General features: G+C 72.0%; 14 protein-coding genes and 1 pseudogene. 6 read left to right on the forward strand and 9 right to left on the reverse strand.

The window, feature by feature from the left end:
• Window positions 1–104 precede the first annotated feature (104 nt).
• Window positions 105–527 carry a hypothetical protein gene (locus ACLZOT_RS49475; RefSeq protein WP_416975904.1) on the reverse strand — a complete coding sequence of 141 codons (423 nt, stop codon included), beginning with the start codon at window positions 525–527 and terminating at the stop codon, window positions 105–107.
• Window positions 528–666: 139 nt separating this feature from the next.
• Here ACLZOT_RS49475 and ACLZOT_RS49480 point away from each other — a divergent pair.
• The 3 genes and pseudogenes from ACLZOT_RS49480 to ACLZOT_RS49490 all read left to right on the forward strand — a co-directional run.
• A pseudogene (locus ACLZOT_RS49480) lies at window positions 667–1,327 on the forward strand (PP2C family protein-serine/threonine phosphatase); the annotation flags it as partial.
• A gap of 103 nt (window positions 1,328–1,430) precedes the next feature.
• Window positions 1,431–2,870, forward strand: a complete 1,440-nt coding sequence (locus ACLZOT_RS49485) for a hypothetical protein (RefSeq protein WP_416975905.1) — start codon at window positions 1,431–1,433, stop codon at window positions 2,868–2,870.
• A 405-nt stretch (window positions 2,871–3,275) separates the two neighbouring features.
• Complete coding sequence (locus tag ACLZOT_RS49490) at window positions 3,276–4,043, forward strand: mechanosensitive ion channel family protein (protein WP_416975906.1); 768 nt, start codon at window positions 3,276–3,278, stop codon at window positions 4,041–4,043.
• 73 nt (window positions 4,044–4,116) lie between these two features.
• On the opposite strand, the gene ACLZOT_RS49495 is transcribed toward ACLZOT_RS49490, so the two are convergent.
• From ACLZOT_RS49495 to ACLZOT_RS49505, 3 genes are all read right to left on the reverse strand, one after another.
• Entirely contained in the window at window positions 4,117–4,923 is an 807-nt protein-coding gene (locus tag ACLZOT_RS49495; RefSeq protein WP_416975907.1) for an NPP1 family protein, read from the reverse strand.
• A 97-nt stretch (window positions 4,924–5,020) separates the two neighbouring features.
• Entirely contained in the window at window positions 5,021–5,329 is a 309-nt protein-coding gene (locus tag ACLZOT_RS49500) for a DUF6401 family natural product biosynthesis protein (protein ID WP_416975908.1), read from the reverse strand.
• Between the two features lie 122 nt (window positions 5,330–5,451).
• On the reverse strand, window positions 5,452–5,595 hold the full coding sequence (locus ACLZOT_RS49505) for a hypothetical protein (RefSeq protein ID WP_416975909.1): 144 nt from the start codon (window positions 5,593–5,595) through the stop codon (window positions 5,452–5,454).
• 299 nt (window positions 5,596–5,894) lie between these two features.
• Between ACLZOT_RS49505 and ACLZOT_RS49510 the strand changes: the two genes are divergently transcribed.
• Together ACLZOT_RS49510 and ACLZOT_RS49515 are read left to right on the forward strand one after the other, a co-directional pair.
• Window positions 5,895–7,028, forward strand: coding sequence for a permease (locus ACLZOT_RS49510; RefSeq protein WP_416975910.1), 1,134 nt, complete (start codon window positions 5,895–5,897; stop codon window positions 7,026–7,028).
• Complete coding sequence (locus ACLZOT_RS49515) at window positions 7,025–7,783, forward strand: TIGR03943 family putative permease subunit (RefSeq protein ID WP_416975911.1); 759 nt, start codon at window positions 7,025–7,027, stop codon at window positions 7,781–7,783. Before ACLZOT_RS49510 ends, ACLZOT_RS49515 begins: the two co-directional genes overlap by 4 nt.
• 43 nt (window positions 7,784–7,826) lie before the next feature.
• Here ACLZOT_RS49515 and ACLZOT_RS49520 read toward each other — a convergent pair whose 3' ends face one another.
• From ACLZOT_RS49520 to ACLZOT_RS49540, 5 genes are all read right to left on the reverse strand, one after another.
• Window positions 7,827–8,543, reverse strand: a complete 717-nt coding sequence (locus tag ACLZOT_RS49520; RefSeq protein ID WP_416975916.1) for a hypothetical protein — start codon at window positions 8,541–8,543, stop codon at window positions 7,827–7,829.
• A 263-nt stretch (window positions 8,544–8,806) separates the two neighbouring features.
• Entirely contained in the window at window positions 8,807–9,766 is a 960-nt protein-coding gene (locus tag ACLZOT_RS49525; RefSeq protein WP_416975912.1) for a nucleoside hydrolase, read from the reverse strand.
• 266 nt (window positions 9,767–10,032) lie between these two features.
• Window positions 10,033–11,268, reverse strand: a complete 1,236-nt coding sequence (thrS, locus tag ACLZOT_RS49530) for a threonine--tRNA ligase (RefSeq protein WP_416975913.1) — start codon at window positions 11,266–11,268, stop codon at window positions 10,033–10,035.
• A gap of 286 nt (window positions 11,269–11,554) precedes the next feature.
• Window positions 11,555–12,526, reverse strand: coding sequence for an LAETG motif-containing sortase-dependent surface protein (locus tag ACLZOT_RS49535; RefSeq protein WP_416975914.1), 972 nt, complete (start codon window positions 12,524–12,526; stop codon window positions 11,555–11,557).
• Window positions 12,527–12,756: 230 nt separating this feature from the next.
• Window positions 12,757–13,569, reverse strand: coding sequence for a DUF4142 domain-containing protein (locus ACLZOT_RS49540; protein ID WP_416975917.1), 813 nt, complete (start codon window positions 13,567–13,569; stop codon window positions 12,757–12,759).
• A gap of 192 nt (window positions 13,570–13,761) precedes the next feature.
• On the opposite strand from ACLZOT_RS49540, the gene ACLZOT_RS49545 reads away from it, so the two are divergent.
• Complete coding sequence (locus ACLZOT_RS49545) at window positions 13,762–14,442, forward strand: DUF6445 family protein (protein ID WP_416975915.1); 681 nt, start codon at window positions 13,762–13,764, stop codon at window positions 14,440–14,442.
• Window positions 14,443–14,650: the final 208 nt, after the last annotated feature.

Genomic DNA, 14,650 nt, shown 5'->3' on the forward strand with positions numbered 1-14,650 from the left:
CCCCCCCCCCCCCCCCCCCCCCCCCCCCCCCCCCCCCCCCCCCCCCCCCCCCCCCCCCCCCCCCCCCCGGCCCTGTCGTACTCAGGTACTACCCGGGTACGACCTCAGCGGACGCGGTGCCCCGCGCCGTCCTCGTGGGTGTAGTACCGGTAGAACGCGACGGCGAAGAGGCCCGCCGCGACCCCGAGGGACATCATCACCGAGCGCCAGATCGTCGCCCCGGTCTGGCTGTAGACGAAGCCGAAGGCGCAGCCCGTGAAGGACGCCCACAGCACGGCGTGCAGCTCGCGCTTCAGGCGCGGCGCCAGGGCGCGCACCGCGACGTACACGGCCGCGAAGGCGAGCGCGCTGACGAAGCCGAGCAGCAGGTTCCAGCCGGTGATCGGGCCGCCCGAGCGGCGGACGGCCGCCACCCAGTACCCGTAGACGAGCCCTAGTACCACCGGTACCGCCACCGCCGCGATCCGGTGGGCGCGGGCGCTGAAGATGTCGTCGGGAGCATGTGATGCGGGTGCCGCGTGAGCCATCTGGAGTACTCCTCTCCGGGTATCCCCCCATCCCCGACCTCCAGAGCACACCCAGGGAGGGACGGTGGCAAGTCGGTCGCCGCGCGGATGCGGACGACCCCGTCGCGTGGTTCCCTCGGCCCATCGAGTTTCCGGGTAGGGGGGCCGGGTCCTGGTCGGGGACGTCCAGGGCAAGGGGCTCGCCGCCGTCGAGGCCGCCGCGGCGCTGCTCGGGACGTTCCGGGAGGCCGGGTACCACGAGGCCGATCTCGGGGTGGTGGCCGCGCGGCTGGAGACGCGGATGCTGCGGCACCGGGGGCACGCGGCGGCGGTCGGGCGCGACGAGGGCGACCGGTTCGCCACCGCCGTACTCCTCGGGTATCCCCCCCAAAGGAGCGGTAGGGGGTGTGGCGGTCGTCGAGGTGGTGGTGTTCGGGCACGAGCCGCCCCTGGCGGTGGGTACCTCAGGGGTACGGGTACTGGGTGACGAGGCCGACAGCGGGCTGCCGCTCGGGCTGGGGGAGCTGGAGGTATCAGGAGATCCGGGATACCTGGGAGGTACCCCTGAGGTGGTACGGGTCGAGGTCGGCGCCGAGGAGACCGTCCTCCTCGTGACGGACGGGGTGACCGAGGCACGGGACGCGCAGGGCCGGTTCTACCCCCTGGTGGAGGCGCTGACCGAGGCTCTGACCAGGGACGCTGGGCTCGTGGAGCCGGAGCGGCTGGTCGCGTTCGTCCGCGAAGGGGCGCTGCGGCACAGCGGGGGGAGACCGGGGGACGACACGACGGTCTTCGCCGTGTGGATGGTGCCCGGGGGGTGAGCGGCGGTCGGCGGGGGTGCGGGGGTTTGCCGTTCCGGGGCTCCCCTTCGCGGGCGCAGCGGCTACGGTGCTGACGTAAGTGATCCATCAGGGGGAGGGACCCATGCCCGGAACCGTGCTGCTGCTGGCGGCTTCGCCCGTCGGCAAGGGGCGCCTGGTGGATGCCGCGTCCGTGCTGCCGGTGCTGGCCGCCGTGCCGCCCGCCGTGCTCGCCGGCGCCGACACCGCGAACGTCGTCGAACTCGCCGATCCGCTGGAGCCGCAGGCCGTCCTGACCCGGCTGCGGGCCGCCGCCGCGTCGCCGGGACCGCTCACCCTCTTCGTCGTCGGCCAGCTCCAGCTCGACCGCCGCCAGCGCCTGCCGCACCTCGCGCTCGCCCGCACCACCCCCGCGACCGTCCGCTACACCGGGTTCCCCTGGCACTGGTTCCGCGAGGAGCTGCGCCTGCGCGCGCCGGGCACCACGACCGTCCTCCTCGACCTGCACTCCGACGCCGACACCTGGGAGTGGCTCCGCGACAACCCCCTCGGCTGCGGCCCCGACGTCACCGTCCACGGCCGGGTCGCCCCGCCAGGCGGACGCCGGGGCACGGGTACGCCGGCCTACATGAGGGCCGTGGCGACCATCCTGCGCAGCGGGGGCCGACCGGGCATCGAGCACCTGCACGGGGCCGCGCTGGCACGGGTACGGGGTGACGCCGGGAGCGCGGACCTGGTGATCGGGCCGGGTACGGGGTGGGGGGCCGGGGCGTCCGGGACGTACGGCGGGAGTACTACGGGTACGGGTACGGCGGGCACAGGTATGACCGGTACGGGTACGACGGGCCCCCGGTCTCACGGCGAACCCCACCCCGCAGTCCCCGTCGTCGTACCCCCGCCCCCGAGAACCGCCCCCCGCATCCCCGCACAACCTCTTGCGCACCCGCACACCCCACCTAGCTCTCAGGGGGTACCCGGGGATGCGGCCGGCCCCTGGGAGGCGCGCGGGGAGGCGGCCCGCCCCCGGGAGGTGCCCGGCGACCCGGCTGGCCCTCAGGGCGTACCCGGGGACACCGCCACTCCTCAGGGCGTACCCGGCGACGCGCCCGGCGCCCCCTCCGGCGACCCCCACGCCGCCATCACCGCGGCCGTGCAGAGCGGCCGGCACGGGGACGCCGACGTGTTGGCCGCGCGGCAGGAGGAGACGGCCGTGGAGGAGTACGGCCCCGGCTCGGACGAGGCGCTGCACTGGGCCGAGGTGCGCGCCGACCTCGCGATGCTCGCGGGGGATGCGGAGCGCAGCTGCCGTACGTGGCTGTCGGTGGCGTCGCTCAGGCTGGCCGGCGGGCAGCCGGCGGACGCGCCCGCCGTCGAGGCTGCCGTGGACCGGGCGCACCACCAGTGGGGCCGGATCGACGCGCTGACCCCGGCGCGTGAGCTGGCCCCCGCGCTCACGGCGCTGCGCACGAGGGTCCCGGGCCGCAGGGAGGGCGCGCTGGACCACATCCGGCAGCAGCTCAGGCACCTGGAGAACGAGGCGCGGGCGACTCCGGCGGGACGCTGAGGGAGCGGCCACCGGGCTGCCCCTGAGCCGTCACGGGGAGCTGTTACCGGGGAGCCGTCATCGGGGAACCGCCACCGAGCGGTCCCGTCCGTGTCCTGAGCCGAGCCCTGACCGTGTCCTGAGCCGAGCCCTGGCGGGACGCCCCCTGTCACGCCCCCGCAGCCCTGCGGCCCGCAGCCCCGCGCCCGTAGCCCCTGAGTAGTCCCCGGGTACCCCTCGCCCCGCCCCGTGTTCGGGTCACCCCCGTCACCACCACCCCGCAGGCGTACCCCGCTACCCCCTCGATATCACCCGGACAGCCTCACCCCACGGGCCCCCTCCACCCCGTCCTGCTATCCACGAAGCGAGGGGGGCGTTGCACCGCTGGTCCGAGCTTCGGGAAATCGAACGAAGGATGTGCCGCCCATGGCCACCACCACGCTCGCCATCAACTTCACCCAGGGACTGAACGACGCCTGGTCCAAGGTCGCGCAGTTCGTGCCGAAACTCGTCGGCTTCCTGATCATCCTCGCCATCGGCTGGTTCGTGTCGAAGATGATCGCCCGGGTCCTGGACCGGGTGCTGCGCAAGGCCGGTTCGGAGCGGCTCGCGGACCGGGCGGGGGCGGACCGGTTCCTGCGCGACTCGAAGTACGACATGACCGGGATCGTCTGCAAGATCGTCTACTACGCGCTGATGCTGATCACGCTCCAGCTCGCGCTGGGCGTCTTCGGCACCAACCCGGTCAGCACGATGATCAACAGCATCGTCGGCTGGCTGCCGCGCGGCATCGTCGCGGTCGTCCTCGTGGTCGTCGCGATGGCCATCGCCAACGCGGTCCGCTCGATCGTCGGCAGCGCGCTGTCCTCGATGTCGTACGGCCGGACGCTCGCGACCGTCGTGTGGGCCTGCATCCTCGCGCTCGGCGTGATCGCCGCGCTCGGCCAGGCGGGCATCGCGACGACGGTCACCCAGCCGGTGCTGTACGCGGCGCTCGCGGCCGGCGCCGGGATCCTGATCGTCGGGGTCGGCGGCGGGATGATCGGGCCGATGCGCCAGCGGATGGAGCGGCTCCTGACGACCGCCGAGCGCGAGACGACGCGGGCCCGCGACAGCGTCACCGCCTACCAGGCCGGCCGGCAGGACGCGATGAGCAACCAGCCGGTGCGGGAGCGCACCGACCAGGACATGTGAGACGGCCGGGGGCCGGACCGTACCTGAGTACTACACGGGTAGTACCGGCACGGTCCGGCCCTCACGCATGTGCTCAGCCCGCGCCGTACGGGTCGAACGCGATCCCGCCCGGCTTGGCCTTGTTCAGGGTGTCGTTGAACTTGCTGTCCTGGAGGGGGAAGTTGGCGTTGCCCCAGCTGGAGTTGTTCAGGATGGTCTGGAGGTTCTTCGACGGGTCCTTGCTCGCCGGGTAGTGGTCCCAGCTGACCAGCGCCGGGTGGTCCCAGCCGCCGTCGGGCCAAGCCTCCGCCGTCTCACCGGACTTGGCGAAGCGGAAGGCGTGGGTGGAGGCGCCGTCCTTGTGGTAGACGATCTTCGCGTGGACGCCGTCCATGGGCGCCTCGTTCACCGGGATCGTGCTGAACCCGCCGTGCCGCGAGGCGGAGATGTACGACGGCTGCGCCGCGCCCTGCTTCACCCAGACCACCACGCACTCCCAGTCGTGGCGGTGGCCGAGCCCCGAGATGCCGGTCGGGTCGGCCTGGTCCTTCTCGAAGTACAGGGTGTAGATGATCCCGCACCAGCCGTTGTTGCACTTGACCCGGGCGTAGGTGTTCGCGTTGCCGAGGTGGTCCGTGCGACAGCCGCCGCCGATCGAACCGCTCGGGTTCAGACCGCCGTTGAGGTTTCCCCACAGGTCGATCGCCGCCGCCGGGAGGCAGCCGTCCGAGTCATAGTCGAAGTACGGCTGGAAAGTTCGCTGGAACGATGTCGAACTCTCGGGCAGGTTCGAGAGATTGGGGGCGGCCGAGGCCGTGCCGGCGGTCAGGCCGACGGCGAGGGACGTGGTTGCGGCGGCGACGAACGCGGCCTTGGCGAAACGCTTGTACTCCTGGAACACGTGCGGGTCTCCATGTGCTCGGGGGTGGTTCAGCGATGCTGATGTGACCCTGACAGCACAGAAGTTGAGAGTACAAGCGCTTTCTGTGAACTGATCCTTACGGTTTTTCCACACCCAGGTCGTGCTGGTGAACCAGCCAGGTGATCGCGGTCAGCCGGCACACCGCGTAGTCGTAGCCCACCGGTTCACGCCAGTCGAGCTCGTCGAGGGCGTCCAGGAAACCCAGGGCGTAGTCCGCGAGGTCCTCGCGGTGCGGGGGCCGGGGTACGAGGCCCGAGTGGTTCGCCGCCAGCCGGTCGCGCAACTCCGCGACGTGCTGGTCCACCTCGGCCACGAAGCCGGGCTCGAACGCGAACTCCGCGAAGCGCGGGGCGTACGAGCTGCTGATACGGGCCAGAGGGGACATTTCTCCACGGTAAGGGTGTAGACGGGTAATACCGGAGGGGTAGGGTGCGTGATTCCCGCCACCCGACCGCCACCGACTGTCACCCCGCTCGCACCGCTCGGGCTCCCTCCGCGGCCCGCCCCTCAGTGGCCGCCCACCTGGTCCGCCGTCTGCGCCGCGGGGCGCTCCTCGCCGGTTCTGGCCTGGCCCGTGGTCGACGCGAGGACCAGGGCGGTCACGGCGATCAGCGCGGCGGCGAGGCCGCGGCTGAGGGTGGTTCGGGGCATGGGGGACCTCACGGGAGGTGGTGGCCACAACGGGGCGGAGGTGCGCTGTACGACGTGCGTGTCCGGAGTGTCACGCGGCGTTCGAGGTGTCGACCAACCTAGGGGTGTACGGGTATGAGGGCAAGGGGGTCAGGAGGGAGTTGTGCAAGCGGTTTCTCCCTCGCGGCACAAGGCGTCGGAGTGGTGGCCAGGTGCGCGCGCGGGCCGGTGGCGCGCGGTAGCAGATCGGCGCCGTCACAGCTCGTCCTCCGGGGAATCCGGGGTGGTGCACAGGCGTCGCCGCTAGCGTCCCGGGGGTCATGGAGAACCAACGGACCGTCGCCGACGGGGTACGGCTCGCGGCACGGGTGGCGGTGTACGCCGTCCTCGGCGGGGCTGTGCTCGCCGCGGTCGCCGCGATCGGCACCGTCGCCTCCGTCCTCGGCCCGATGCTCGCGCTCGACGTCTTCACCCCGGCCGTCGCCGCCTGGTGGACCGTCTTCACCGCCGTCGTCGTGCAGGCGGTCCCCTTCCTCCTCCTCGGTACGGCCGTCTCGGCGGCGATCGCCACGTTCGTGCCGGAGACGCTGCTCAGGCGGCTGCTGCCGGCGAACCCCGCGCTCGCCGTACCGGTCGCGGGGGTCGCCGGGGTAGTACTTCCGGGGTGTGAGTGCGCGTCCGTGCCGGTGGCCGGGAGCCTGATGCGGCGCGGGGTGGCGCCGGCCGCCGCGCTGGCGTTCCTGCTGTCCGCGCCGACCGTCAACCCCGTTGTCCTGGTGGCCACTTCGATCGCGTTCCCCGGTCAGCCCGGCATGGTGCTGGCCCGGCTGACCGCGTCCCTCGGCGTCGCCCTTGTCATGGGGTGGCTGTGGGCGCGGTTCGGGAGGGAGGAGTGGCTGCGGCTGCCGAAGGCGTGGTCCTCCGGTACTACGGGGGTTACGGGTACTACGGGTATGACAGGGGTCGTCTCGGAGGACGTGGGGGTGTCGGGGGTCTCGCGGAAGCCCGGCGTCTCCCGGAAGCCGGATGCCTCCCGGAAACGGGGCCTCTCCAGCAAGGCGCGCGCGTTCCTCGGCGGCCTCCAGCACGACTTCCTGCACGCCGGAGGGTTCCTGGTCCTCGGCGCCGCGGCGGCGGCCACCTTCTCCATCGTCGTACCGCGTTCGGCGCTGGAGGTGTTCACCGGTTCGCCGTGGCTGTCCGTGCTGCTGCTCGCCGGGCTCGCGGTCGTGCTGTGCGTGTGCAGCGAGGCGGACGCGTTCGTCGCCGCCTCCCTCTCCGCGTTCCCGCCGACCGCCCGGCTCGCTTTCATGGTCGTCGGCCCGATGGTCGACCTGAAGCTGATCGCCTTGCAGGCGGGGACGTTCGGGCGCGCGTTCGCGGTGCGGTTCGCGTCGGCGACGTGGGTGGTGGCCGTGGGGGCGAGCGCCCTCGTGGGGTGGTGGCTGCTGTGAGGCGGTACGGGCCGGCGGTGCTGTCGGCGCTGGTCGGAGCGGCGGTGCTGCGGATCACGCTCTTCGGGGACCTGTATCTCCGGTACGTACAGGCCGGGTTGAGGCCGTGGCTGGTCATCTCCGGTGTCCTGCTTGTGGGGTTGGGGGTGATGGCCGGTGTACTGGCGCGGGCCGAGCGGGACGAGTACGACGACACCGACGGTCACCTTCACGACGGCGACAGCCGCCCTCACGACGGCGACGCCGCTCAACACCCCAGCCACAGGCCCCGGTTGGCCTGGCTGCTCGCCCTCCCCGCCCTCGCGATCCTCCTCTGTCCCCCTCCGGCACTGGGCAGTTACAGCGCAGGCAGGGAGGCGGCGGCCCGCGCGGCCCGGGGCGTCGGGACGTTTCCCGCGCTGCCCGCCGGGGATCCGGTCGAGCTGACGGTGGCCGCGTTCAGCTCGCGCGCGATCTACGACAGTGGACGCTCGCTCACCGGCCGTACCGTCCGGATGACCGGCTTCGTCACCCGGGGCAAGGGCCAAGTCTGGTACCTGACACGGCTGTTGGTGACCTGCTGCGCCGCCGACGCGACGACCTCCAAGGTGGAGATCCGAGGCGCCGACGCGCCGGCCGTCGACACCTGGGTGACGGTCACCGGAACGTGGGTTCCCCAGGGCGAGTTGGGTTCGGACGCGGCGTGGCCCCCGGTGCTGACGGCCGGCGACGTCGTACGTGTCACCCAGCCGAGGGACCCGTACGAGAAGCCGTAGCCGCCCGTCGGCTCCCGGCCCGGGCGGGGCCCGTACGTCAGAGCTACACCTGCACCCGCCCCTGCTTGCGTACGTCCGCCAGCCGCAGCGCGCCGAGCTGGACGGCGATCTGGGTCGCCTCGTTCGCGACGTCGCCCATACCGCCGTTCGTCAGGGTGTAGGCGTCGTCCCCCGCGCGGACGGCGGCGATGTCGAGGGTGAGGGTGGTGGGCCGGCCGTCCTCGTCGTGGCTCGTGAGAGTGACATGGAGACCCTGTCGTACGTCCCCCACCTCAGGTAGGGGTACCTCGGTCACCATGACGTCCTGGACGACCTTCTGCGGCGAGGTCGCGGTGAAGCGGGCGCACACCTGGGGGACCGTCTTGAGCCAGGCCAGCGCGCGGTCCACCTCGGCGACCGGACGCTGGGCGGTCACCTGGAAACGGAGCTGTGCGTCGGTGTCGGCGTCGTCGAGGCCGACGGCCGCGCGGGCGGGGGCGCCGAGCAGCTCGTCGGCGTACAGGGCGTCGAGGAAGCGGGCGCAGTCCGGGACCGTACTGGTCGACTTGAGCACCCCGTCCCGCCAGGTCGCCGCGCCCCGGGTCGCCGTCCAGGGGGCGCCCAGGTCGGCGACGGTGAGCAGCGCGGCCCGCGCCTGAGCCTCGCTCAGCACGCCCGGCGCCTGCGGACTCGCCTTCGGGGAAGGGGACTTGGCGATGGTCGGCGTGGGGTGCGGGGCGACCGCCGGATGTTCGAGACCGAGCGCCGCGCACCCCGCCATCGTCCCCGCACACACCAACGCCACGCTCACACCCAGGGCTCGACGCACCGCACCCGCCTCCTGACGCAGGGACACCTGCTCCCACGCCAGCACCCCGCCCGGGGACCGACCACCGTGGCGGTCCGTCCGGGGGACGAGGTTCCTGCGGGTGGGTGTGCGGAGGCGAGGTTCCTGAGGGGGGTGTGCGAGGGGCGCGTGGTGAAGAGGGTGGGTGTGCGAGGGGCGCGTGGTGAAGGTGGGCGTGCGGGCGTAATACCGGGGAGCTAGCCCTCCAGCGTCTCCAGGTACAGCTTCACGTAGCGGTCCACGTCCACCTCCAGAGCTACGTCCACCAGCACCTTCTCGTGGCCCAGGCCGTGGATCTCCGCCTCGCCGGGGCGCGGGCGGCGGTCGACGACCGTCTGTCCCCGGGTCGGGCCCGGCGCGAGGGAGACCTCGACCGGGAGGAGGCCCGTGGTGAGGCCCCCGGGATCGGCGACCGCGCAGACCGCGCCCGCGTCGCCGAGGCAGCCGGTGGGGCTGGGGTCGCCGCTCGCCTCGGGGTCGCGGTGGGCCAGCAGGTCACCCGTCAGACGTAGTACCGGGTCCTGGCTCGCGCGCAGCCGGGCGATGTCGTCCCCGGGGACCAGGACCTGCCGGAAGACGTCCAACCCGTACATCGTGAGAGGGACCCCGGCGGTCAGCAGGATCGCCGCCGCCTCCGGGTCGTGCCAGACGTTGAACTCCGAGACGGGGGTGGCGTTTCCGACCTCCACCGCGCCGCCCATGAAGACGATCCGCTCGATGTTCGCGGTGACCTCGGGGTACGTCCGCAGCAGCAGCGCGATGTTGGTGAACGGGGCCGTCGGGATCAGCGTCACCTTGCGCGGCGAGGCGAGGATCTCGTGCCGCAGGAGTGATACCGCGTCCAGCTCCACAGGGGTACGGGCGGGGGCCGGGAGGCCGAGGTCGCCCATGCCGTCGAGGCCGTGCACGTGCGCCGCCGACCGCGCCGGTTCGATCAGCGGGCGCTCCGCTCCCCGCGCCACGGGGATCTCCGGCGCACCCGCCATCTCCAGCACGGTCAGGGTGTTGCGGACCACGCCGTCCACGTCCGTGTTCCCGGCGACGCAGCTCACCGCCCGCAGGTCGATCGCCGGGTGGCGGACGGCGAACAGCAGGGCGAGGGCGTCGTCGACACCGGTGTCCACGTCCATGATCACGGGGATGGGCTGGGCGGTCACGGGACCCCTTCCGGGCGGTGGGCATGACGGGCGGGCGGCCGTCACGGGCGGCGGGCGCACCCGGCGACCGCCGCGCCGGACGGCCGCGGTGCCGGGTGGCTCTCGTGTCGAGCCTATGCGGTGCCGGTCGATCTCACCGGCTGGATCCCGCCACAGCCCTGGCCGGACCAGCGGTGATACCTGGGAGTGACACCGACGCTGATACCCACGGCGGACGCCCGACGCCTACGGCGACATCCCCGCCCGCCCTCACCGAGCGCGCCCCCTCACTCCCACAGCCCGGTCCCCCGCGCCGCCACCCGCCCCGCGATCCGCCGTACCAGCTCCGCCGGATCCAGCTCCCCGGCCTGCCGCCCGTCCCGCAGGCGTACGGCGGCCCGCCCGGCGGCGGCCTCCCGCTCGCCGATCACCGCCTGGTACGGCACCAGCCTGGCCCCCCTGACCCGGGCCCCCAGGGTCCCCTGGTCCGGCCCGGCGTACGCGACCCTGATACCTGAGGACTCCGCCTGACGTACTAGCTTCAGGGAGTGAGCCTCCTGCGCCTCGGAGACCGGCAGCACCACGAGCTGCACCGGCGCGAGCCAGACGGGGAAGGCGCCCCCGTGCCGCTCGATCAGATGGGCCACCGCCCGCTCGACGCTGCCGACGATGCTGCGGTGCACCATCACCGGCCGGTGCTTCGCGCCGTCGGCGCCGATGTAGGTCAGCCCGAACCGCTCGGGCTGGTGGAAGTCGATCTGCACGGTCGACAGGGTCGCCTCCCGCCCCGCCGGATCGGCGATCTGCACGTCGATCTTCGGGCCGTAGAACGCGGCCTCGCCCTCTGCCTCCTCGTACTCGATCCCCTCAAGCGCCTTGCGCAGCAACGCGGTCGCCTTGTCCCACAGCTCGGGTCCGGCGACGTACTTGCCGCCCTCGCCCGGCAGCGACAGCCGGTAGCGGGACGCCTCGATGCCGAGGTCGTCGTAGGCGCGGCGGATCAGGCGCAGTGCCGACGCCGCCTCGTCCACGGCCTGGTCGAGGGTGCAGAAGACATGCGCGTCGTTCAGCTGGATCGAGCGCACCCGGGTCAGCCCGCCGAGGACGCCGGACAGTTCGGAGCGGTACATGCCGCCCAACTCGGCGATACGCAAGGGGAGTTCACGGTAGCTGCGGGCGCGGAAGCGGTAGATCAGGGCATGGTGGGGGCACAGGCTCGGGCGCAGGACGACGTCCTCCGAGCCGAGCCGCATCGGGGGGAACATGTCGTCGCTGTAGTGGTCCCAGTGGCCCGAGATCTCGTACAGCTCCCGTTTGCCGAGGACCGGCGAGTACACGTGCCGGTATCCGGCCGAGACCTCCAACTCCCGGACGTACTCCTCCAGTTCGTGCCGTACGACCGCGCCGTCCGGGAGCCAGTACGGCAGGCCCGCGCCGATCAGGGGGTCGGTGTCGAACAGGCCGAGTTCACGGCCGAGGCGTCGGTGGTCGTCGTACGGGGCGGGGTCCTTGTGGGGGTTCATCGGAGGGTCTCCTCGCTGGTGGGGAGGCGAGTGACCCCACGCGAAAGCCCCGGGGCACTCGCCCCGGGGCTTCGTCGATCAGCTCAGCTGTCAGCGCGCCGGGACCTGGTCCGGCGTCGTCGTGGAGGACGAACAGGCGCGCTTCATACGGTCACGCTAGCGGGGTAGCGCGCCGCGTCTCCAATGGTTTTACGGGTACTGCGGGTACTACGGGTACTGCGGGTATGACCCGGTTCACGGCTCCAAAGCGCCGTAGCTCCGAGGTACTACACGGGTACTACCGGCGTCACGACTGCGCGCCACGCCTGCGCCGCGTCGCCACGACGACCGCCGCGCCGCCCGCGACCAGCGCCGCCGCGCCGCCGATGAGCACGCCCGTGTTGCCGTTCGCGCCGGTCTCGGCGAGGTTGCCGCTGCCGCCGTTGGGGGTGGGGGCGGAGGCGGGGGTGCTCTGCGAGGCGGAGGCGGACGGCGTCGGCGAGGAGGAGTCGTCGTCGCCCGGCGGGGTGGAGGCCGGTTCCGAGGCGGACGGGGACGGGGAGGCCGAGGAAGGCGGCGTCTCGGTGCCGCCCGACGGCGGGGTGGCGGCCGGGGGCTGCTCGGTGGGCGGGGTCGACGGCGGGGTCGAGGCCGGCGGCTGCTCGGTGACGGTGCAGTCCTTCGTACCGCCGTTCCAGGCCGCGATCAGCTTGTCCTTGATGACCGGACGGTCCGGACCCTTGGGCAACTCCCCATGCTCGAAGCCGTCGTTGGCATCCTTCTTGCCGTCGAACTTCACCGCGCCCCGGTACAGGTCGACCTGCGCGAAGCAGCCCGCGTTCGGGACGGCGATGTCGAGGGTGTCCTTCTGGCCCTTCTTCACCGTGACGGTGTCGAAGTCGACGAAGACCTGCTCGCCGGAGGTGTTGAAGGTCGCTCCGTGCGCGAGGTACGAGGCGAGGGAGACCGTGCAGGTGCCGCCCGCGCCGAGGACGGTGACGTGGACCTTGCCGTCGCCGGAGGGCTTGAGGTTCTGGTCGTCGACCTTCACCGAGTCGAAGAAGGTGTTTCCGTCGAGCGAGAACTGGCAGCGGTCGGCCTCGGTCTTCTCGCCCGCGCCGGTGCCGGGCCGGTACTGGCCGCCGTTGTTCCAGCCGTGCCCGCCGCCGGTGGTCGCCCACGCGCCGGACGCGGCGGCGACGGAAGCGGCGCACAGGGCGAGCGACGCGACGCCCGTCCCCAGCAGGCGGCGCGCGGAGACACTTCTCGCTATGGACATGCGTATCCCATCTTGGCGAGCCGGAGTGACGAAACGTCAATCCGGGTCGAGCCAGGGGTGGTTGGTCGGATCACGTGACTGGTCCCGCACAACCGCCGGGCTGCGGCGGCCGTGTGGACCAGGAGGAACACCCGGCGCACGGGTCGGTGCGCCCGGGGTGTGGGAGTCATCGTGATCTTCGCGTGGGAACGCTGTCAACTCGCGCAGGGTTAACGTGAGTTAACGGAACGTCAGCCGCCGTTGTTGTTACCGCCGTTGTTGTTGATCCCGCCGTTGTTGTTCCCGTTGTTCCCGCCCGCGTTCGGCCCCGACGTGACGCCGGCGCTGGCACCGGCGATCTTGTCGATGTCGACCGGCGTCGAGGTGGCGGTCGGCGGCGGGGTGAGGACGAGGACCTGCCCGCCGGGGACGCCGGGCGGCGGCGTCAGGTCGGACTTGGGCAGCTTGGGCGGCGTGGTCTGCTGGAACAGGGACTGGTCGATGTCGACGAGACCCGTCTGCTCCATGACCGTGATGTGGTCGAGGACCGTGTCGTTGGCCTGGTCGGCGAGCGCGCGCACCAGCGTGTTCTTGGTGGTCGAGCGGACCTTTGCGACGGTGTTGAAGATCGAACCGTGCGTGATGCGCAGGATGTTGGCGAAGTCCCGGTCGAACTGGTCGCCCTTGGTGTCGGACGTCAACTGGCTGACGAAGCCGACCTGTTGGGGGCTCGCGACGTTCGGCAGGGTGATGTTGAGCATCGGTGCGATCTTGCGGCACGTGGTGTCGAGGGCGGCGTGGCCGTCGATGAGGTGCTGGCTCGCGACGATGACGCCCTGGCTGGTGCCCTTCTGCACACCCAACTGGCCGACCGGGTACTCCCACAGACCGGCCGCGCGCACCTTCACCACGAAGTCGCGGTCGAGCTCGGTGAGAGGGCCCCATTGGGTGGTGGCGATGATTCTGTCGTTGGAAGCCGATGCCGTCTCGACACCCAGCATCGATGGGTAGACGAGTGCGGCGAGCGTCATGCTCAGGGCGCCGCCCACGAAGAGAGTTCCCATCGCGTTGCGTGAAAAGCGCACCGTGCCTCCTGCCCGGTCGGGGAGCCCGCCGCGCGAGAGCGGTGGGGTCGGACGTACAGGAGTACGGACGGGATCAGCCTGTGACTCACCTGGGTGGGCAAAAAGTTTCTTGGGCGGGGTTTGGGCAAAGCGCGGGCGAGTGCTTGCTTACCCCGGTCTTACATTCGCCGCATGCCCCCACAGCCACGCACAGCACCGCCGTTGCCCGTGCTGCCGTACCGGAAGCCGACCAAGGGCCGCGACTACTGGGTGATCGACGACGTCATACCTGAGGTGGACGCCGTACGGGAACGGTGCCTCGCCCACGACAACTGGGTCAGGGGGTACCCCTACACCTCCGAGACCTGGCCGGGGCTGCGGGCCATGCCGGGACTCCTGCCAGGTGAACTCGCCCGCGTGGAGCGGCTGGTGAGGCAGGCGACCGGGGCGAAGGAACTGTGGGTGCAGGAGGCGCCCGGCGGAGGCACCCTCAACCACAACTGCGTGCAGGTCGTCGGGGAGGGTGAGAGCGAGCCCCGGCCGCACACCGACTCGCGGTCGCTGTGCCGGTACGCCGCCGTCCTGTATCTCAACCCCGTAGCTCCCAAGGACTGCGGCACCGCCTTCTACCGGCAGTCCCTGCCCGGCGGCCGGCTCGGCGGGAACGTCGTCCAGGCACCCCACAACAACCTCGTCGACGCCCTCGGCACGCGCTTCGTCGCCCCCGACGCCTTCGAGGAGGACCTCCGCGTCCCCCACAAGTACAACCGCCTCCTCCTCTACAACGCCAACCTCGTGCACAGCGCGACGGGTTACTGCGGGACGACCCTGGAGGACAAGCGGATGACGGCGGTCTTCTTCTGGATGGCGTGAACCGGATTCCGGAGGTGGCGAACCGAATGCTGGCGAGAACGCCCCGAACCAGCGGCTCGCGCCGAGAAGTTCCCGGCAGATCCGAGGACTGACCGAAACCCTCCGGGCGGCCGGGACGGGCAGGACTGAGACGCGTGCCGCGTGCCGCGTGCCGCGTGCCGCGTGCCGCGTGCCGCGTGCCGCGTGCCGCGTGCCGCGTGCCGCGTGC

Source organism: Streptomyces sp. 4F14 (genome assembly GCF_048159485.1).
Classification (GTDB): Bacteria; Actinomycetota; Actinomycetes; order Streptomycetales; family Streptomycetaceae; genus Streptomyces.